The organism is Streptomyces lavendofoliae (assembly GCF_014649735.1).
GTDB lineage: Bacteria > Actinomycetota > Actinomycetes > Streptomycetales > Streptomycetaceae > Streptomyces > Streptomyces lavendofoliae.
The window spans coordinates 511,543-530,974 of sequence record NZ_BMTP01000002.1; the positions used below are offsets into that span (position 1 = coordinate 511,543).

The following is a 19,432-nucleotide window of genomic DNA, read 5'->3' on the forward strand; positions in this document are numbered from 1 at the left end:
TGACGTGGACTACTTCAGCGCCCCGGCCGTCAGACCGGACTGCACCTGCCGCTGGAAGATCGAGTACACGATCAGCACCGGCAGCATGGCGATCATCATCCCCGCCATCAGCGCCCCCCAGTCGTTCTCATAACCCTGCTGCAACGCGATCATCGCCAGGCCCTGGGTGAGGACGTATTTGTCCTCCTGCTGATTGAGCACCATCGGCAGGAGGTACTGGTTCCACTGCCCCAGGAAGTTGAAGATCCCGATGCTGATCAGCCCGGGCTTCGCCATCGGGACCATCACCTGGAAGAAGGTGCGGGTGTGCGAGGCGCCGTCGATCATCGCCGCCTCGGCCACCGAGGTCGGCAGCGTACGGAAGAACGCCGTCATGAAGAAGACGGTGAACGGCAGCGAGTACGCGATGTAGACCAGGATCAGCCCGTGGTACGTCGCCAGCAGCGAGCTGCCGGGGAAGTCCCGCAGCACGAAGAAGAGCGGAATGACCAGCATGAAGACCGGGAAGGACATGCCGGCCACGAACAGGTAGTAGATGAACCGGTTGCCGGGGAAGGTGAAGCGCGCCAGGACGTACGCGGCCATCGACCCGAGCACCATCGTGCCCACGACGGACCCGCCGACCACGACGGCCGTGTTGACGAAGTACCGGCCCATGTTGGCGTCGTTCCACGCGTTGGCCCAGTTCTCCCAGTGCAGGACGGTCGGCAGGCCCCACGGGTCGGTCAGGATGCCGTTGCTGTCCTTGAAGGCGCTCCACAGCACCCACAGCAGCGGCACCCCCACCATCAGCGCCCACACGACGAGAATGCCGTGGGAGAAGACGTTCAGCACGCCCCCCTCGGAGGTGCGGCCGGTCGTCGGGCCGAGCCGCCGGGTGACCCCGGCGGGCTTGGCCGGCCCCTGCTTGGTCACCGCTTCGATCTCTTCGGTCGTCATCCGGGCCGTCCCTAGTACTCGATCCGCTCACGGCGCGCGAAGCGCATCGTGAGTACGGCGAAGGTCATGGTGACGATGAGCATGGCGACACCCATGGCGGCGGCGTAGCCGAACTGGCTGTCGCGGAACGCCGTCAGGTAGAGCCGCAGCGGCATGACGTCCGTGGCGCCGTCCGGGCCGCCCATGTTCACCGACATGATCTGGACCAGCGCGAAGGCGTCCAGGGCGATGATGCCCATGTACACCCAGCCGGTCTGGACCGTGTCCCACAGCAGCGGGAGGGTGATCCGGAAGAAGGTGTGGAAGCGGCTGGCCCCGTCCAGCAGGGCCGCCTCGTAGATGTCCCGCGGGATGGAGGCCATGGCGGCGGAGAACAGCACCACGTAGAAGCCGACGTGCCCCCAGACCATGACCGCGCTGATGCACCACAGGGCGAGGCTCTTCTCCCCCAGCCACGAGTTCTGCAGGGCGTCCAGTCCGAACGCGCCCAGCAGGGAGTTGAGCATGCCGTCGTCCGGGTCGGGGTTGTAGATGTTGAACCAGATGACGGCGATGATCGTGATGGAGATGACCTGGGGGAAGAAGAAGACGAACTTGTAGAACCTGGAGCCGGCCACGCCGGTGACGACTTCGTTCTTCCGGCGACGGCCGCCCACATTGAGCATGAAGGCGAAGAAGAGCCCGAGCGCGAGCGTGACCAGGGGGACGAGCGCCAGCATGTAGACGTTGTGGCGCAGCGCGTTCCAGAATTCGTCGCTCTCCCAGAGCTTGGCGAAGTTGTCCAGGCCGATGAACTCCGCGGTGCCCACCAGGCCGGACCAGTCGGTCATGGAGATCTGGAATGCCTGGACGAACGGCGAGATGACGAAAACGCCGTAGATGAGCAGAGGCAGGGCCAGGAAGCCCACGATGAATCGGTATTTGCCGTGTTGCATGGTGCTCCCCGGCCCTTCCCCTCGTTTGTCGAACTGTCAGGTCAGGCGATCCGATACGGCGTGCGTGACACGACCACGCCCCCGCGCGGTTCCGGCGGTTTCCCGTCCGCGCGGCTTCGGCGGTTCCGGCGGTTCCCCGGTCACGCGGCTCCGGCGGTTCCGGCGGTTCCTCGGTACGCGGTCACGCGATCACGCGATCACGCGGTGCGCTTGAACTTGGTGACGGAGTCGTCCCTGGCCACCTTGTCGCATTCCGCCTGGGTCTTCCTGATCCAGTCGGCGGCCTTGAGCTCCCCGGCGAGCAGCTGGCCGGTCAGACCGCCGATCTTCTCGTCGGTGAGCGCCGGGTACCACTCCTGGAGCTGAAGACTGATCAGGTTGTCCCCCGCCGCCTTGAAGACCTCGCTGGCGGAGGCGAGACCCGGCGAGAGGGTCATGCCCTCGGTGGCGTCCATGACACAGGTCAGGGACTTCACCTTCTTCGCGAAGTTCTGCGCGTGCTTCCGGGAGAGCATGATGCGCAGCAGCTCCATGCCGCCCGCCGGGTTCCGGCCCTTGCTCGCGACGATGTACGGCTCACTCGGCTCGGCGCGCAGGGTGCCGTGCGGCATCTTGTCGCCGGTGCCGTCGAAAAGGGCGCCGACGGCCATACCGAAGTCGGCGGGCGTGGTGGGGGCGGCTTCGTTCTCCACCCAGGAGCCGTTGGGGATGAAGACGGCTTTGCCCTTGTTCCAGGCGGTCTGGGACTGGATGTGGGTGAGGCCCTGGCTGCCTTCGAGGAAGTACTTCTTGGCCGCGAGCTCCTCGTAGTGCTCGACGACCTCCTTGACCGCGTCGTTGGAGGTCCAGGCGTTCGGCTCCAGGTTGTCGATCGCGATCCACTTCTCCATGCCGCCGATCTTGGCGATCTGGGCGAAGAGGTTGAAGTGCACGTAGTACGGGAATTTGCCGGCGTACGTCCAGGGGGCGATGCCGGCCTTCTTGATCTCGCCGCACAGGGTGACCATCTCGGAGAGGGTCCTGGGGTACGTCCACCCCTTGTCGGCGAGCAGCTTCCGGGAGTACCAGGTGCCGTAGATGGTGAAGGCGTAGTAGAGCACGTCGAAGGTGTCGCCGTGCGTGCCCTTCTCGACGGTGCTGGGGTGGATCGTGTCGCGGACCTTCTTCGCCGGGTCGTCCATGGAGGGCGCGTCGAGGAGGGCGGCGAGGTCCTGGAGCTGACCCTGGGTGGACAGCTTGTTCATGTCGAGGTGGTCGGCGCCGGAGTTGTCGATGACGTCCGGCGGGTTGCCGCCGGCGAAGCGCGGGGTCAGCTTGGGGCCGACCTGCTGGGTCCCGGTGTGCTTGACGTCGGCGCCGTAGGTGGCCTTGTAGTCGGCCTCTGCGTCCTTGGCGTACTGGTCGCCCAGGCCGCCCTTGAAGATGAACGCCTCGAGCGGGGCGCCCTTGGCCACGCCGAGCGGGTTCTTCTCGGACTTGGGGCCGCCGGGGGCCTTGGTCTCCTTGTCGTTGCCGCCACCGCCGCCGGTGGCGCAGGCGGACAGCAGGCCCATGGCCGGGACGGCGACCAGACCGAGCGCGGCGGACCGCCTGATCAGATCGCGGCGGCGGAGGCCCTCGTCGCCGGTGCCCTCGTGGCCGGGGCCCTCATTGGTGCGGGCGGAGCTGGATCCCATGCTCAAGTCCTCGCCTTCTCCAGGACTCAGGCGGTGTACCGGTCGCCCGTCCTGCTCGCCTGAGGCGAAGGGCCCCCGCCACCGCGGTCAATTGCTGGGTCGTGCAGGTGCTGGGTGATCGTGCGGTGCCGGCTGGCGCGACGCCACTCGGACGCGGACAGGTATAGTCCACTTCGCGCCACATGAGCAAGATCGAAAGCAACTTTGGTCAGCAGTCTTTCCCGAGTTGAGACCTCGGGGAAATACCTCGGCCACCGGCGCGCATTCACCGGTCACACGGTTCGGCAGAACGGCTGAATCGGCCCTTTCGCAGCCGTCAACACCCTTGACACCGTCCGCCACTTACCTCCCTACTGGTTCCTGCGCAGCTCACCTGACAACGTTGTCCAACGCGCTTTCGGCAGGAGGCAGGACGCGGGATGCAGCCCAGACACCCCAGCACGTCCGCACCGAGAACCCGTCACCGATTCCCCCGTACGGCCGCCGCCGTGCTGGCCGCCTCACTGGTCGCGACGGCGGCCCCACCGGTCGCCGCCCTCACCCTCCCCGGCCAACCGGGCGATGGGAAACAGGAGTTCCGGTCGTCCTTCGAGGCGGACGAGCGCCCGCCGGACTGGCGCGACACCGTCGAGGTCGGCGCCGACGGCCGCCGGCGGGCGTCCGGGGTCGACGGCGGCTACGCGGCGGGCATACCGGGGAACGTCACCGACAAGGTGACCGCGGTGCGCGCCAGCGGTGAGAACGGCGGCGCCGGGGAGACCAAGGAGAACCTGGTCGACCTCCAGCCGAACACGAAATGGCTCACCTTCGCCCCCACCGCCTGGGTGGAATTCGATCTGGACCAGCCCGTCAAGGTGGTCACGTACGCGCTGACTTCCGCGAACGACCACGCGCCCCGCGACCCGCGGACGTGGACGCTCAAGGGATCTGCGGACGGTACGGAATGGACGGTTCTGGACACCCGCGAGGGTCAGACCTTCGAAAAGCGCTTCGAAACCCGGACCTACGACTTCAACAATTCAACGGAGTACGCGCATTACCGACTGGAGATCACCGGTAACAACGGTGCCCCGGGCATCACCCAGCTCGCCGACGTCCAGTTCTCGAACGGTGACACCTCCGCCCCCGCCCCGCCCGACATGCGCAGCCACGTCCACCGGGGGCCCGGCGGCTCCCCCACCGCCAAGGCGAACGCCGGGTTCACCGGGGTGCGGGCGCTGCGGTACGCGGGCACGCACAAGCCGGGCGGCCGGGCCTACTCGTACAACAAGGTCTTCGACGTCGACACGCTGGTGCGGCGCGACACCGAGCTGTCGTACCGGATCTTCCCCTCCATGCCGGAGACGGACCTGGCCTACCCGGCCACGAACGTCGCCGTGGACCTGGCGTTCACCGACGGCACGTACCTGAGCGCGCTGGGGGCCGTGGACAGCCACGGCGGGGCGCTCACGCCGCAAGGGCAGGGCGCGGCGAAGCGGCTCTACGTCAACCAGTGGAACCAGGTGACGTCCGGGATAGGGACGGTCGCGGCCGGGCGGACGGTGGACCGGATCCTGGTGGCGTACGACTCCCCCGCCGGCCCGGCGGCGTTCCAGGGCTGGATCGACGACATCAGGATCGGGCGCGCGGAGCCCGCGGAGCGGCACGCCCGCCCCTCCGACCACGCCTCCACCGTCCGCGGCACCCACTCCAGCGGCTCCTTCTCGCGCGGCAACACCTTCCCCGCCACGGCCGTGCCCCATGGCTTCAACTTCTGGACGCCGGTGACCAACGCCGCCTCCAAGAGCTGGCTGTACGAGTACGCGCGCGGCAACAACGCGGACAACCTCCCCACGATCCAGGCCTTCAGCGCCAGCCACGAGCCGAGTCCGTGGATGGGTGACCGGCAGACCTTCCAGCTGCTGCCCTCCGCCGCCGCCGGGACGCCGGAGACCGACCGGGTGCGCCGCGCGCTGCCCTTCCGGCACGAGAGGGAGACGGCCAAGCCGCACTACTACGGCGTCACCTTCGAGAACGGCATCACGGCGGAGATGACACCGACCGACCACGCCGCGATGATGCGCTTCACCTACCCCGGCGCGGACGCGTCGGTGGTGTTCGACAACGTCACCGACGAGGGCGGTCTCACGCTCGACCCGGCGACCCGGTCGTTCACCGGCTTCTCGGACGTCAAGAGCGGCCTGTCGACCGGCGCGACCCGTATGTTCGTGTACGGCGTCTTCGACGCGCCGGTCACCGGTTCCGCGTCGGCGGGCGTCAAGGGGCACCTGCGGTTCGACGCGGGCGCCGACCGGACCGTGACGCTGCGCATGGCGACGTCCCTGATCAGTGTGGAGCAGGCACAGCGCAACCTCGCCTCGGAGATCCCCTCCGGCACCCGCTTCGAGCGGGTCAGGGAGCGGGCGCAGGACGCCTGGGACCGCCTCCTGGGGCGGGTGACCGTCGAGGGCGCGACCCGCGACCAGCTGGTGACGCTGTACTCCAGTCTCTACCGGCTGTACCTCTACCCCAACTCCGGCTTCGAGAAGGTGGACGGCGAGGACCGGTACGCGAGCCCCTTCTCGCCGCGGACCGGCCCGGACACCCCGACCCGCACCGGCGCGAGGATCGTCGACGGCAAGGTGTACGTGAACAACGGCTTCTGGGACACGTACCGCACGACCTGGCCCGCGTACTCCTTCCTCACCCCCCGCAAGGCGGGTGAGCTGGTCGACGGGTTCGTCCAGCAGTACAAGGACGGCGGCTGGATCTCCCGCTGGTCCTCCCCCGGCTACGCGGACCTGATGACCGGGACGTCCTCGGACGTCGCGTTCGCCGACGCGTACGTCAAGGGCGTCGACTTCGACGCGGAGGCGGCGTACGAGGCGGCGCTGAAGAACGCCACGGTGGTGCCGCCCTCGTCGGGCGTGGGCCGCAAGGGCATGGAGACGTCGCCGTTCGCCGGGTACGCCTCCACCGCGACGCACGAAGGACTGTCCTGGTCCCTGGAGGGCTACCTCAACGACTACGGGCTGGCGAGGATGGCCGGCGCGCTCCACAAGAGGACCGGCAAGGCCCGGTACCGGGAGGAGGCCGCCTACTTCCTGAACCGGGCGCGCAACTACGTGACCCTCTTCGACAAGGAGGCGGGGTTCTTCCAGGGGAGGGACGCGAAGGGCGCGTGGCGGGTGCCGTCGGCGTCGTACGACCCGCGGGTGTGGGGCCACGACTACACGGAGACCAACGGCTGGGGTTACGCCTTCACCGCCCCGCAGGACAGCCGGGGCCTGGCCAACCTGTACGGCGGCCGGGCCGGTCTGGCGAAGAAGCTGGACACCTACTTCTCGACGCCCGAGACGGCGTCGCCCGAGTTCGTCGGCTCCTACGGCAGCGTCATCCACGAGATGACGGAGGCGCGGGACGTGCGGATGGGCATGTACGGCCACTCCAACCAGGTCGCGCACCACGTGCCGTACATGTACAACGCGGCCGGGCGGCCGTGGAAGACGCAGGAGAAGGTGCGCGAGGTGCTGTCGCGGCTGTACACGGGCAGCGAGATCGGGCAGGGCTACCACGGTGACGAGGACAACGGCGAGCAGTCGGCCTGGTGGCTGTTCTCGGCGCTGGGCTTCTACCCGCTGGTGATGGGCAGCGGGGAGTACGCGATCGGCTCGCCGCTGTTCACCAAGGCGACCGTGCGCATGGACAACGGCCGGACCCTGGTGGTCAAGGCCCCGGAGAACAGCGCGCGCAACGTCTACGTGCAGGGCCTGAAGGTGGACGGCAGGCGCTGGACGTCGACGGCGCTGCCGCACGCGCTGGTGGCGCGCGGCGGGACGCTGGAGTTCGCCATGGGACCGGAGCCGTCGGCATGGGGCACCGGCCCGGGCGCGGCGCCGGTGTCCCTCACCCGGGGCGACGAGGTGCCGTCGCCGCGCCGGGACGTGCTGAGGGGCGCGGGCGAGCTGTTCGACGACACGTCGGCGACGTCGGCGTCGGTGGAGGCCGTGGAGCTGCCGGTCCCGGCGGGCGGTACGCGGGCGGCGCAGTACACCCTGACCTCGGCGGCCCGGGGGTCCGCCCCCGGGGGCTGGGTGCTCCAGGGGTCGCGGGACGGCACGGCGTGGAGGGATCTGGACCGGCGGTCCGGCGAGTCGTTCGCGTGGGACCGCCAGACGCGGGTGTTCACGGTCGCGCGGCCCGGTGCGTACGAGCGCTACCGCCTGGTGCCGGACGCGGTGTCGACGCTGGCGGAGGTGGAGCTGCTGCGCTGAACCGGCGTCGTCCGGGGGGCCGGGCGGCCCGGGGCGCGGGACGGTTCCCGTGCGCCGGGCCGCCGTCCGTGACCGGACCTCCCCTTCCCTCCGGTGCCCGGTGACCCCGTGGGCGTGCGCCCCGACGCGGAAGGGCCGCACCCCGTCCGGAACGGGGTGCGGCCCTCGCGGCCGTGCGGCTGATCCCTAGTTGCGGATCAGGTTGCGCAGGACGTACTGCATGATGCCGCCGTTGCGGTAGTAGTCCGCCTCGCCGGGGGTGTCGATGCGGACGACCGCGTCGAACTCGACGCCGGTGTCGGTGGTCACCTTCACCGTGCGCGGCGTGGTGCCGTTGTTCAGCTCCTCGACGCCGGTGAAGGAGAAGGTCTCCTCGCCGGTCAGACCGAGGGACTCGGCGTTCCGGCCCTCGGGGAACTGGAGCGGGAGGACGCCCATGCCGATGAGGTTGGAGCGGTGGATGCGCTCGTAGGACTCGGCGATGACGGCCTTGACGCCCAGGAGCGCGGTGCCCTTGGCCGCCCAGTCGCGGGACGAGCCGGAGCCGTACTCCTTGCCCGCGAGGACGACGAGCGGGATGCCCTGCTCGATGTAGTTGCGCGAGGCGTCGTAGATGAAGGAGACGGGTGCGTCTTCCTTCGTGAAGTCGCGGGTGTAGCCGCCCTCGGTGCCCGGCGCGATCTGGTTGCGCAGGCGGATGTTGGCGAACGTACCGCGGATCATGACCTCGTGGTTGCCTCGGCGGGAGCCGTAGCTGTTGAAGTCGCGGCGCTCGACGCCGTGCTCCGTGAGGTACTTGCCGGCCGGGGTGTCGGCCTTGATGGCGCCGGCCGGGGAGATGTGGTCGGTGGTGACCGAGTCGCCCAGCTTGGCGAGCACGCGGGCGCCCGTGATGTCGGAGACCGGGGTGGTCTCCATCGTCATGCCCTCGAAGTAGGGGGGCTTGCGGACGTAGGTGGACTCGGCGTCCCACTCGAAGGTGTTGCCGGTCGGGATCGGCAGCGCCTGCCACTGGGCGTCGCCGGCGAAGACGTCCCGGTAGGACTTGTTGAACATGTCCTCGCCGATGGCGCTCGCGACGACCTCGTTCACCTCGGCCTCGGAGGGCCAGATGTCCTTGAGGTACACCGGCTTGCCGTCCTGGTCGACACCCAGGGCGTCCTTGGTGATGTCCACCTTCATGGAGCCCGCGATGGCGTACGCGACGACCAGCGGCGGGGAGGCCAGGTAGTTCATCTTGACATCGGGGTTGATCCGGCCCTCGAAGTTGCGGTTGCCGGAGAGGACCGACGTGACCGCGAGGTCGTGGTCGTTGACCGCCTTGGAGACCTCCTCCGGCAGCGGGCCGGAGTTGCCGATGCAGGTGGTGCAGCCGTAGCCGACGAGGTTGAAGCCGACCTTGTCGAGGTACGGGGTCAGGCCCGCCTTGTCGAAGTAGTCGGTGACGACCTTCGAGCCCGGGGCGAGGGTGGTCTTGACCCACGGCTTGCGGGTGAGGCCCTTCTCGACCGCCTTCTTGGCCACCAGCGCGGCGGCGACCATGACGTACGGGTTCGAGGTGTTGGTGCAGGAGGTGATCGCGGCGACGGTGACGGCGCCGTGGTCGATCTCGTAGGTGCTGCCGTCGGGGGCGGTGACGGTGACCGGGTTCGACGGGACCGCGGCACCGGTGCCCTCGGCGTGCTGCGGGGCGCCCGCGCCGTTCTCCTGGCTGCCGTAGGCCGGGGCGTCGGAGGCCGGGAAGGACTCGTCGCTCGCCTCGTCCACCGGGGAGGCGGCGGTGCCGGGCGCCACGGTCGGGATCTCGACGTAGTTGAGGACGTCCTTGGCGAACTGCTCGGCCGCCTCGGCGAGGACGATGCGGTCCTGCGGGCGCTTGGGGCCGGCGATGGAGGGGACGACCGTGGAGAGGTCCAGCTCCAGCTTCTCGGAGAAGTCCGGCTCGGCGGCGGGGTCCAGCCAGAGGCCCTGCTCCTTGGCGTACGCCTCGACGAGCGCGACCTGCTGAGCGGAGCGGCCGGTGAGCCGGAGGTAGTTCAGCGTCTCGTCGTCGATCGGGAAGATCGCGGCGGTGGAGCCGAACTCGGGCGACATGTTGCCGATGGTGGCGCGGTTCGCGAGGGAGGTGGCGGCGACGCCCTCACCGTAGAACTCGACGAACTTGCCGACGACGCCGTGCTTGCGCAGCATCTCGGTGATGGTCAGCACCAGGTCGGTGGCGGTGGTGCCGGTGGGCAGCTCGCCGGTGAGCTTGAAGCCGACGACGCGCGGGATCAGCATGGAGACCGGCTGGCCGAGCATGGCGGCCTCGGCCTCGATGCCGCCGACGCCCCAGCCGAGCACACCGAGGCCGTTGACCATGGTGGTGTGGGAGTCGGTGCCGACGAGGGTGTCGGGGTACGCCTGGCCGCCCCGGACCATGACGGTGCGGGCCAGGTGCTCGATGTTCACCTGGTGGACGATGCCGGTGCCGGGCGGGACGACCTTGAACTCGTCGAACGCGGTCTGGCCCCAGCGCAGGAACTGGTAGCGCTCCTTGTTGCGGCCGTACTCCAGCTCCACGTTCTGGCCGAAGGCCTCCGCGGTGCCGAACTTGTCGGCGATGACGGAGTGGTCGATGACCAGCTCGGCCGGGGCCAGCGGATTGATCTTCGCCGGGTCGCCACCGAGCTCCTTGACGGCCTCGCGCATGGTGGCGAGGTCGACGACACAGGGCACACCGGTGAAGTCCTGCATGATCACGCGGGCGGGCGTGAACTGGATCTCCTGGCTCGGCTGAGCCTGCGAGTCCCAGCCGCCGAGGGCCCGGATGTGGTCGGCGGTGATGTTCGCGCCGTCCTCGGTACGGAGCAGGTTCTCCAGGAGGACCTTGAGGCTGTACGGGAGGCGGGCGGAGCCCTCGACCTTGTCCAGCCTGAAGATCTCGTACGACTCGTCGCCCACGCGCAGCGTGCTGCGGGCGTCGAAGCTGTTCGCCGACACGACAGTCTCCTTCATCAATGTGCGCGTTCTTACCGCATCCTGCCGCGTGGGCTCCTCGCCGATCCGCTAAGGTAAGACTTAGTTAGGTAACCCTTACCGGCTGGCGCGGCTGCGGTGCGTCTTTCGGCAGATATCTCGATGTCGAGATAACTCTAGTACATGACCACGCCCGGCGACGAGGCGCGCCCGGCGCCGACGCGTCACAGCCCCGGCGCCACCGCGCGAAAGCGCCGGCGGCGGGGGTACCGGCGGCGGCCGGCGCGGCCGGTGGTGGGGGGTACCGGCGGCGGCCGGCGCCTGATGGGCTGGGGGGATGACGACACCGCCGCGCCGCCTCATGGAGGCACTCGACCGGTTCAACGCCGCCCACCCCTGGGACCACAACGCCCACTACCACCGATGGATCCTGCGCCGGCTCCCCCGGCGCTTCGGCAGCGCCCTGGACGTCGGCTCCGGCGCCGGCGACCTGGCCCGGCTCCTCGCCGGCCGCGCCGGCCGGGTGCACGGGATCGACGCCGACCCGGCGATCACCGCCCGGGCGCGGGAGCAGGCGCCCCTGGCGGGCGCGGCGCCGGTGACCTTCACGGTCGCGCGCGCACCCGCCGGGATCCCGGCGGGCGGCTACGACGTCATCACCTGTGTCGCGACCCTGCACCACCTGCCGCTCACCGGCGCCCTCACCGCGTTCCGCCGGCACCTCGCGCCCGGCGGGACCCTGGTGGTGGTCGGGCTGTACCGCCCGCGGAGCCCGGTGGAACACCTGCTCGGCGCCGTGGCGGTCCCGCCGAACGCCGCCATGGGTCTGCTGCGGAACCGGGGCCGTGCGGCGCCCCCGGCGGTCTCGCCGGCCGCCCCGACCCGGCCGGCGGACACGTCCTTCGCCGACGTCGCCCGCGCGGCCCGGCGTGTGCTGCCGGGCGCGCGACTGCGGCGCCGGCTGTTCTGGCGGTACACGCTCGTATGGCGTCAGCCCGGCACGAACCGGCGGACGAAACGCTTCTGCCAAGGGGTCTCCACGGCACGGCGGTCGTAGTTCCGGCGGACGAATTCCACCGCTTCGTCCGACGGTACGCCGTCGAGGACGGCCAGGCAGGCCAGGGCCGTGCCCGTCCGGCCGCGACCGCCGCCGCAGGCGATCTCGACACGTTCGGCCGCCGCGCGCTCCCACGCCTCGCGCAGGGCGGCGCGGGCGTCCGCCGCACTGGCGGGCAGCCGGAAGTCCGGCCAGCGCACCCAGCGCGTCTCCCAGGGGACGCCGGGCGGCCGCTTGCCGAGCAGGTACACCGCGAATTCGGGCGCCGGGCCGGGCGGCGGCGGCCGGCGCAGGCCGCGGCCACGGACGAGGCGGCCGGACGGGAGGCGCAGGACCCCCGGGCCGGCGGTGCTCCAGGTGTGGGTCATCCGCTCACCGTAGCCGCCGAGTTCGCACCCGGACGGCCGAACCCGGGTTGCGGGGGCAGGCCGTGGCCCCGAGCATCGGAGCAGGACCAAGGGTGCCCCCGTCCACCGCGACGAGGGCAACCGACGACGCCGGCACCGGCGCCCGGCGGTCCGCGCCGCGAGTTGCCACCGGACGCGCGACGACATCGGGAGCCCCCGACACGACGGCGGACCGCGGGCGCGGAACTCGCGGCCGGTGGGCGACCCGGGGCGGAGGCCCACGACGGCGGCGCGCCGGCGGCCGGACCGGCGGCCGGACCGGCGGCCGGCGGTCGGTGGGCGGCCGGGTGGTTCGGGCGCGGTGAACTCCCGCTCCACGGGCGGCGTCGGGCCGCCGCTCACGACCCGTCACCCTGACGGCGGACCCCGATCGAGAGGTCATCTCATATCTGAGATAGCCTTCCCCCATGGCAGACGACTACCTCGTACGCATCGGCAAGCTCATCCGTGACGCCCGGCAGCACCGCGGCTGGACTCAGACGCAGCTCGCCGAGGCGCTGGCCACAAGCCAGAGCGCAGTCAACCGCATCGAGCGCGGAAACCAGAACATCAGCCTTGAGATGATCGCCCGAATCGGCGAGGCGCTCGACAGTGAAATCGTGTCACTCGGGTACGCGGGTCCCATGCATCTGCGCGTAGTGGGCGGGCGCCGGCTGTCCGGCTCCATCGACGTCAAGACGAGCAAGAACGCGTGCGTGGCGCTGCTGTGCGCCTCGCTCCTCAACAAGGGCCGTACGACGCTGCGGCGCGTCGCCCGCATCGAGGAGGTCTACCGGCTCCTCGAGGTGCTGAACTCCATCGGGGTGCGCACGCGTTGGATCAACGACGGGATGGACCTGGAGATCGTCCCGCCCGCGCACCTCGACATGGCCGCCATCGACGCGGACGCCGCGCGCCGCACCCGGTCCATCATCATGTTCCTCGGGCCGCTGCTGCACCGGCTGCGCCAGTTCAAGCTCCCGTACGCGGGCGGCTGCGACCTCGGTACGCGCACGATCGAACCGCACATGATCGCGCTGCGCCGCTTCGGCCTGGACATCACGGCCACGGAGGGGCTGTACCACGCGGAGGTGGACCGCCACGTCACCCCGGACCGCCCGATCGTGCTGACCGAGCGCGGTGACACCGTGACCGAGAACGCGCTGCTGGCCGCCGCGCGCCACGACGGCGTCACCGTCATCCGCAACGCCTCCTCCAACTACATGGTCCAGGACCTGTGCTTCTTCCTGGAGGCCCTGGGCGTACGGGTGGAGGGCATCGGCACGACCACGCTGACCGTGCACGGCGTCCCCTCCATCGACGTGGACGTCGACTACTCGCCGTCCGAGGACCCGGTCGAGGCGATGAGCCTGCTGGCCGCGGCGGTCGTCACCGAGTCGGAGCTGACGATCCGCCGCGTACCGATCGAGTTCCTGGAGATCGAGCTCGCGGTCCTGGAGGAGATGGGCCTCGACCACGACCGCACGACGGAGTACGCCGCCGACAACGGCCGTACGCGGCTGGTGGACCTGACCGTCCGGCCCTCCAAGCTGGAGGCGCCCATCGACAAGATCCACCCGATGCCGTTCCCGGGCCTGAACATCGACAACGTGCCGTTCTTCGCGGCCATCGCCGCCTCCGCCCAGGGCCAGACCCTGATCCACGACTGGGTCTACGACAACCGGGCCATCTACCTCACCGACCTCAACCGCCTCGGCGGCCGGCTCCAGCTCCTCGACCCGCACCGGGTGCTGGTGGAGGGCCCGACCCGCTGGCGCGCGGCCGAGATGATGTGCCCGCCGGCGCTGCGGCCCGCGGTGGTCGTCCTCCTCGCCATGATGGCGGCCGAGGGCACGTCCGTCCTGCGCAACGTCTACGTCATCAACCGCGGTTACGAGGACCTGGCGGAGCGCCTCAACTCGGTGGGCGCGCAGATCGAGATCTTCCGCGACATCTGACGAGCGGCGCCGCGGCACCGCCGTACCCCGGCCGGCCCCGGGGAACACCGGCCGGCAGGGGTGCGGCGGTGCGCCGGCGTGGCGCCGCCCCGCCCCGCCTCTCCCCCGGCGCCGCGCGGGTGCGGGCGGTGGCCGGCGGGCCGGAAAACGGTCCCCGGGCACGCGCGGCGCGGGGACGGATCATAGGCTGGTTCCATGCCCAGAACTTCGCCTGCCGTCGCCTTCGACGCCTTGATGTCCGGTAACAAGCGCTTCGTGGCGGGTACGCCCGAGCACCCCAATCAGGACGCTGCCCGCCGCGCCGAGCTCGCTCCGGGGCAGAACCCCTTCGCCGTGGTCCTCGGATGCTCCGACTCGCGGCTCGCCGCCGAGATCATCTTCGACCAGGGCCTCGGCGACCTCTTCGTCGTACGGACCGCCGGACACGTCCTGGGGGCGGAGGTGCTGGGCAGCGTCGAGTACGCCACCAGCGTCCTCGGCGCCCGCCTGGTCGTGGTCCTCGGACATGACTCGTGCGGCGCCGTCGCCGCCGCCCGCGCGGCGGTGGAGGAGGGATTCGCCGCGGGCGGCTTCGTCCGCGACGTCGTCGAGCGCGTCACCCCGAGCGTCCTCGCCGCCCGCACGGCCGGCCTGACCTCCGACAGCGACATCGTGGACGAGCACATCCGGCACACCGTCGACCTGCTGCTCGACCGTTCCCGCCTGCTCTCGGGACAGGTCGAGGCGGGAGAGGTCGCCGTCGTGGGCCTGGGGTACCAGCTCGCCGGGGGTGACGCCCGGCTGGTGACCTCGCGCGGCGACGTCCCGGGAGGGGACCGGGCGGGCTCATGACGCGGTACTTCGACTGCTCGGATCCGGCGGCCCGATCGGCGGGGCTCGAAGAGGCGGCCTCCGCGGTACGCCGGGGCGAACTCGTCGTCCTGCCGACGGACACCGTCTACGGCCTGGGGGCCGACGCGTTCGACCCGGGGGCCGTCGCCGCCCTGCTCGCGGCGAAGGGCCGCGGCCGGCACAAGCCCTCTCCCGTGCTGGTCGACTCCGTGGACGCCCTGCGCGAGCTGGTGGACGACCTGCCCGGCGAGGCGCTCGACCTGATCGACGCCTTCTGGCCGGGCGGGCTGACGCTGGTGGTGCGGCACCGGCCCTCCCTGGGCTGGGACCTGGGGGAGACGGGAGGGACCGTGGCGGTACGCATGCCCGATCACCCCCTGGCCCTGGACCTGCTCGCCGCCACCGGTCCCCTGGCCGTCTCCAGCGCCAACCTCACCGACCGGCCCTCGCCCCAGGACTGCGTCACGGCTCGGGGCATGCTCGGGGACTCCGTCTCCGTCTATCTCGACGGCGGCCGCACGGCCGGTGCGGTCTCGTCCTCGATCATCGACCTCAGCGGCACCACGCCGGTCCTCGTGCGCGACGGCGTGCTGCCGGCGTCACGCCTCCGTGCGGTGGCGTCCGGCCTCGTCGTTCCCTGACACCTCCCGGCCGCAAGCCGGGGTGCCCCCGGCTTGCGGCCGGGTGTCCGTACGCGACGGCCGGACGACCCGCCCGAGCGAGCGCGCGCCCGCGCAGTGCACGGGCGGGCCGTCAACGGGGGCCGTCACCAGCGTCGTCACCTCCGAGCGGCAGGGGACGGCCGTCTTCACCGCCACCGTCCTGCCCGCCCCGGGGCCGGGCAGGACGTACCACTGTGGCTGGCCCAGGAGGGCACGATGCGCCCGGCCGGCTTCGTCCACGGGGACGGCACCGTCCTGGTCGACGGGAACCCCGCCGGCGCCACTGCGGTCGGCCTCACCCTCGAACCCGCCGAAGGGTCGGCCCGGCCGACCACACCGCCCCTTCTCCTGTTGAATCTGCCCACCTGACCGGACCTGCCGCGCACGCGATTCGGCCCGCGCGGAGGGGCGATTTCCGAGCGTTCTCCCCTCGCCGTCCCGTACCGGGGCGGCGAGGCCGTTCTTCCTGCGGCGGAGCGCCCTGCCGTGCGGCGGTGGGTTCGCCGGGCCGTATACGACCGGCGGTCGCGCCGAGGGCGCCTGGAGCGTCCGGGTCCGGCCGGACGCGCCGGTCGGCCGGGTTCCGGACGCGAGGCGTGCCGGGGTTCCGTCCGGCCGGCGTAACACCGCCGGTACACGGGCGGTTGGCGCGATCCCGTCGTTCGGCCGGCCGTCCCTTTCTACGCTCGGGCCCGTTGAGTTCGAGAAGTGAAGGGATGATCACCGATGAAGCCCATTAAGCGTTCAATTAACCGCGTCGTCATCGCCGCGTCCGCTACGGCACTCGCCTGCTTCACACAGGTGATCGCCGTCGGCTCGGTAGCTGTCGCCGCCGAGGCGGCGCCTTCCTGCGTTCAGTTGTCGACGAGCTGGCGCTATACGTTCGTCACCAACGGATGCACCTCCGCCCAGCGCGTCACCGTCGAGTACCGGGACGGCACCACCGTCCCCTGCCGGGACGCGGAGCCGGGCGCCACGGTCACCTTCCCGGGTTACGGCACGGGGGACAACGAGGTACTGGGGGCGGCCCTGTGCTCCACCGTCTCCCCGTGAACCGCTGAACGGCCGAGCCGCCGAGCGGTCGCGCCACCGGGCCACCGAATCGACGAGTCGTCAAGTCGTCAAGTCGCCGAGCCCCCGGGCCGCCCCTCCGGCCCGGGTATGTCAGGTAGCCTGACGTTCGTTCGTCGTTTCCCGTGCCGCTTCCGTGCCGGAGGTTTCCATGACCATGGAGTTCGCCCGTCCGTACCGCTCGCGCTCCGCCATACCGGCCGCACCCGGCAGGCCGTACTTCATCGAGAAGGGGATGGGTGACCGGGCCCACCTCTTCGGTGACCTCGTCACCGTCTACGCGGGCGGCGAGCAGACCGAGAACGGCTTCAACTTCTTCACCGTCGAGGGCCCGAAGGGCGAGGTCATCCCTGCCCACCTCCACTCCGACACCCACGAGGTCTTCTACGTCACCGACGGCGCCGTACGGCTCTTCGTGGAGGACGCGGAGGGCGAGCAACAGGAGAAGCTGCTCACCGTCGGCGACTTCGGCTTCGTACCGAAGAACTGCCCGCACGCCTACCGCATCGAGCGGCACCACAGCCGGGTCGTCGGGGTGGCCGCCGGGCCGGGCGGGACCTTCGAGCGGTTCTTCGAGAACCTCGGGACCCCGACCGACGATCTCGGGCTCCCCCGGGAGCCGTACGTGCCCGATCCGGAGGCGTTCGCGACCGTCCCTCTCCGGTACGACGTGCGTTTCCTGCCCGACCACCAGTGGCGCACCGGCGCCTGACTGCCCCGCGGCACCGCCTGAGAAGCCCCCGTGCCGCCACGCCCGACCCGCGTCGGCGCCGACCACCGGTTCAGCGGCGCGGCCGTCCACCCGTCCCGGCACCTGCGACCCGGCCGGCCCCACCACCCGGGCGGCGCCTGAGCGGTGCGGCGGGGCCGTGCCATGCATGCCGTGCCGTGCCGTGCCGTCACAGCGCTCCCCACCCGCCTCCCCGCCGTCAAGGCAGGAAGGACTTTCCGGGGCCGTCTTCGCCGATCCGGGCCCTCACGGGATGCGGTCGAGCACCCGCGGGCCGTTCTCGGCCCACAGCGAGCGCACATGGCCCAGGTGCCGGGCCATGCACGCCTCGGCCGCCGCCGCGTCGCCCGCCAGCATCAGGTCGAGCAGCTCGTGGTGCTCCTGGGCCGAGGCGACCAGCAGCCCGCGCTCGGCGAGGGCGGTCAGGCCGTAGAGGCGGGCGCGTTTGCGGAGGTCGCCGACCGTCTCCACCAGGCGGTCGTTGCCGGAGAGGGCCAGCAGGGTGAGGTGGAAGCGCCGGTCGGCGTCGAGGTACCGGATGAGGTCGTGCTCGCGGGCGCTGGTCACGATCTCCTCGGCGACCGGCCTCAGTTCCTCCAGTCGTGCGCGGTCGGCCGTGGCGGTGACGGCCCCGATGGTCGGCACCTCGATCAGCGCGCGCAGCTCGGTGTACTGGTCGAGGTCCCGCTCGCTGACCTCGGTGATCCGGAAACCCTTGTTGCGTACGGGTTCCACCAGGCCCTCGCCCGCCAGGTCGAGCATCGCCTCCCGCACGGGCGTGGCGGAGATGCCGAAGTCGGCGGCGAGCGCCGGGGCGGAGTAGACCGTGCCGGGCTCCAGCTCGCCGGCGATCAGGGCGGCGCGCAGGGCGTGCGCCACCTGGTCGCGCAGGCGTTCCTGACTGGTGATGAGGTTCTTCAGGTGCTGGCCGGCCATGGCTCCGCCTCCCGGGGTCGTAGGGATCGTAGGGGATCAGAGGAGGAAGCCCGCGGGGAAGGGGTCGTCCGGGTCGAGGAAGTACTGGGCGGTGCCGGTGATCCAGGCGCGGCCCGTGATGGCGGGGACGACCGCGGGCAGGCCGCCGGCCGTCGTCGTACCGGTGAGGCGCCCGGTGAAGCGCGTGCCGATGAACGACTCGTTGACGAAGTCACGGCCGAGGGGCAGCAGTCCGCGCGCGTGGAGCTGGGCCATGCGGGCCGAGGTGCCGGTGCCGCAGGGCGAGCGGTCGAACCAGCCCGGGTGGATGGCCATGGCGTGCCGGGAGTGCGCGGCGTCCGAGCCGGGGGCGGCCAGATAGACGTGCTTGACGCCGGCGATGGACGGGTCCTCGGGGTGGACGGGCGGGCCGGCGGCGTTGACGGCGTCCATGACGGCGAGCCCGGCCGCCAGCAGGTCGTCCTTGCGGGCGCGGTCGAAGGGCAGCCCGAGGGCCTCCAGCTCGACGAAGGCGTAGAAGTTCCCGCCGTACGCCAGGTCGTAGGGGACCTCGCCGTACCCCGGCACCGGGACCGTGCGGTCGAGGGCGACGCAGAAGGCCGGGACGTTGGTGAGGGTGACCGACCGCGCGGCCCCGTCCTCGACCCGGACCTCCACGGTGACGAGCCCCGCGGGGGTGTCGAGGCGGACGGTGGTGACCGGCTCGGTGACGGGCACCATGCCGGTCTCCACCAGGACGGTCGCCACGCCGATGGTGCCGTGCCCGCACATCGGGAGCAGCCCGGAGACCTCGACGAACAGGACGCCGTAGTCGGCGTCCGGCCGGGTCGGCGGTTGCAGGATCGCGCCGCTCATGGCGGAGTGGCCGCGCGGTTCACACATCAGCAGGGTGCGTACGTGGTCGAGGTGCTCGATGAAGTACCGGCGCCGTTCGGCCATGGTGGCGCCCGGGACGGTGCCGATCCCGCCGGTGATGACGCGGGTCGGCATGCCTTCGGTGTGCGAGTCGACGGCGTGGTGGACGTGGCGGGTCCGCATGG

The 19,432-nt window shown here is 71.0% G+C and carries 15 protein-coding genes; 8 read left to right on the forward strand and 7 right to left on the reverse strand.

All coding sequences use genetic code 11. From position 1 onward, the window contains the following. Positions 1-9 precede the first annotated feature (9 nt). The 3 genes from IE109_RS05180 to ngcE form a co-directional block, all read right to left on the reverse strand. Positions 10-939: a carbohydrate ABC transporter permease gene (locus IE109_RS05180; protein ID WP_189549497.1), complete on the reverse strand. Its 930-nt coding sequence runs from the start codon at positions 937-939 to the stop codon at positions 10-12. An 11-nt stretch (positions 940-950) separates the two neighbouring features. Then, positions 951-1,874, reverse strand: a complete 924-nt coding sequence (locus IE109_RS05185) for a carbohydrate ABC transporter permease (RefSeq protein WP_189549499.1) — start codon at positions 1,872-1,874, stop codon at positions 951-953. Between the two features lie 197 nt (positions 1,875-2,071). Continuing rightward, positions 2,072-3,550 carry an N-acetylglucosamine/diacetylchitobiose ABC transporter substrate-binding protein gene (ngcE, locus tag IE109_RS05190; protein ID WP_189549501.1) on the reverse strand — a complete coding sequence of 493 codons (1,479 nt, stop codon included), beginning with the start codon at positions 3,548-3,550 and terminating at the stop codon, positions 2,072-2,074. A 419-nt stretch (positions 3,551-3,969) separates the two neighbouring features. Here ngcE and IE109_RS05195 point away from each other — a divergent pair, with 419 nt between their 5' ends. Then, positions 3,970-7,803 carry a GH92 family glycosyl hydrolase gene (locus IE109_RS05195; RefSeq protein WP_189549503.1) on the forward strand — a complete coding sequence of 1,278 codons (3,834 nt, stop codon included), beginning with the start codon at positions 3,970-3,972 and terminating at the stop codon, positions 7,801-7,803. A 186-nt stretch (positions 7,804-7,989) separates the two neighbouring features. Here IE109_RS05195 and IE109_RS05200 read toward each other — a convergent pair whose 3' ends face one another. Next, complete coding sequence (locus IE109_RS05200) at positions 7,990-10,785, reverse strand: aconitate hydratase (protein WP_189549505.1); 2,796 nt, start codon at positions 10,783-10,785, stop codon at positions 7,990-7,992. Between the two features lie 313 nt (positions 10,786-11,098). On the opposite strand from IE109_RS05200, the gene IE109_RS05205 reads away from it, so the two are divergent. Then, entirely contained in the window at positions 11,099-11,818 is a 720-nt protein-coding gene (locus IE109_RS05205) for a class I SAM-dependent methyltransferase (RefSeq protein WP_189549507.1), read from the forward strand. Here IE109_RS05205 and IE109_RS05210 read toward each other — a convergent pair. Further along, positions 11,752-12,186, reverse strand: a complete 435-nt coding sequence (locus tag IE109_RS05210; protein WP_189549509.1) for a phosphatase domain-containing protein — start codon at positions 12,184-12,186, stop codon at positions 11,752-11,754. The two genes, IE109_RS05205 and IE109_RS05210, sit on opposite strands and share 67 nt — an antisense overlap. A 446-nt stretch (positions 12,187-12,632) precedes the next feature. On the opposite strand from IE109_RS05210, the gene IE109_RS05215 reads away from it, so the two are divergent. From IE109_RS05215 to IE109_RS05240, 6 genes are all read left to right on the forward strand, one after another. After that, the gene (locus tag IE109_RS05215; protein WP_189549511.1) at positions 12,633-14,162 is read left to right on the forward strand and encodes a helix-turn-helix domain-containing protein; all 1,530 of its coding nucleotides are present in this window, start codon (positions 12,633-12,635) and stop codon (positions 14,160-14,162) included. A gap of 195 nt (positions 14,163-14,357) precedes the next feature. After that, on the forward strand, positions 14,358-14,993 hold the full coding sequence (locus IE109_RS05220; RefSeq protein ID WP_189549513.1) for a carbonic anhydrase: 636 nt from the start codon (positions 14,358-14,360) through the stop codon (positions 14,991-14,993). Beyond that, positions 14,990-15,634, forward strand: coding sequence for an L-threonylcarbamoyladenylate synthase (locus IE109_RS05225; RefSeq protein WP_189549515.1), 645 nt, complete (start codon positions 14,990-14,992; stop codon positions 15,632-15,634). The genes IE109_RS05220 and IE109_RS05225 overlap by 4 nt, the downstream gene beginning before the upstream one ends. A 33-nt stretch (positions 15,635-15,667) precedes the next feature. Then, complete coding sequence (locus IE109_RS33990; protein ID WP_373297630.1) at positions 15,668-16,024, forward strand: anti-sigma factor domain-containing protein; 357 nt, start codon at positions 15,668-15,670, stop codon at positions 16,022-16,024. Positions 16,025-16,381: 357 nt separating this feature from the next. Beyond that, complete coding sequence (locus IE109_RS05235) at positions 16,382-16,708, forward strand: alpha-amylase inhibitor (RefSeq protein ID WP_189549519.1); 327 nt, start codon at positions 16,382-16,384, stop codon at positions 16,706-16,708. Positions 16,709-16,877: 169 nt separating this feature from the next. Then, positions 16,878-17,438, forward strand: a complete 561-nt coding sequence (locus tag IE109_RS05240) for a quercetin 2,3-dioxygenase (RefSeq protein WP_189549521.1) — start codon at positions 16,878-16,880, stop codon at positions 17,436-17,438. 264 nt (positions 17,439-17,702) lie between these two features. On the opposite strand, the gene IE109_RS05245 is transcribed toward IE109_RS05240, so the two are convergent. Together IE109_RS05245 and IE109_RS05250 are read right to left on the reverse strand one after the other, a co-directional pair. Further along, on the reverse strand, positions 17,703-18,392 hold the full coding sequence (locus IE109_RS05245) for a GntR family transcriptional regulator (protein ID WP_189549523.1): 690 nt from the start codon (positions 18,390-18,392) through the stop codon (positions 17,703-17,705). Between the two features lie 36 nt (positions 18,393-18,428). Then, the gene (locus IE109_RS05250) at positions 18,429-19,430 is read right to left on the reverse strand and encodes a proline racemase family protein (protein WP_189549525.1); all 1,002 of its coding nucleotides are present in this window, start codon (positions 19,428-19,430) and stop codon (positions 18,429-18,431) included. Positions 19,431-19,432: the final 2 nt, after the last annotated feature.

Bases quoted from the DNA above. Each gene is read 5' to 3' on its own strand.
- IE109_RS05185 (WP_189549499.1), bottom strand. From the start codon at position 1,874: ATGCAACACGGCAAATACCGATTCATCGTGGGCTTCCTGGCCCTGCCT.
- IE109_RS05180 (WP_189549497.1), bottom strand. From the start codon at position 939: ATGACGACCGAAGAGATCGAAGCGGTGACCAAGCAGGGGCCGGCCAAG.
- IE109_RS05250 (WP_189549525.1), bottom strand. From the start codon at position 19,430: ATGCGGACCCGCCACGTCCACCACGCCGTCGACTCGCACACCGAAGGC.
- IE109_RS05195 (WP_189549503.1), top strand. From the start codon at position 3,970: ATGCAGCCCAGACACCCCAGCACGTCCGCACCGAGAACCCGTCACCGA.
- IE109_RS05245 (WP_189549523.1), bottom strand. From the start codon at position 18,392: ATGGCCGGCCAGCACCTGAAGAACCTCATCACCAGTCAGGAACGCCTG.
- IE109_RS05225 (WP_189549515.1), top strand. From the start codon at position 14,990: ATGACGCGGTACTTCGACTGCTCGGATCCGGCGGCCCGATCGGCGGGG.
- ngcE (WP_189549501.1), bottom strand. From the start codon at position 3,550: ATGGGATCCAGCTCCGCCCGCACCAATGAGGGCCCCGGCCACGAGGGC.
- IE109_RS05240 (WP_189549521.1), top strand. From the start codon at position 16,878: ATGACCATGGAGTTCGCCCGTCCGTACCGCTCGCGCTCCGCCATACCG.
- IE109_RS05215 (WP_189549511.1), top strand. From the start codon at position 12,633: ATGGCAGACGACTACCTCGTACGCATCGGCAAGCTCATCCGTGACGCC.
- IE109_RS05235 (WP_189549519.1), top strand. From the start codon at position 16,382: ATGAAGCCCATTAAGCGTTCAATTAACCGCGTCGTCATCGCCGCGTCC.
- IE109_RS05220 (WP_189549513.1), top strand. From the start codon at position 14,358: ATGCCCAGAACTTCGCCTGCCGTCGCCTTCGACGCCTTGATGTCCGGT.
- IE109_RS05205 (WP_189549507.1), top strand. From the start codon at position 11,099: ATGACGACACCGCCGCGCCGCCTCATGGAGGCACTCGACCGGTTCAAC.
- IE109_RS05210 (WP_189549509.1), bottom strand. From the start codon at position 12,186: ATGACCCACACCTGGAGCACCGCCGGCCCGGGGGTCCTGCGCCTCCCG.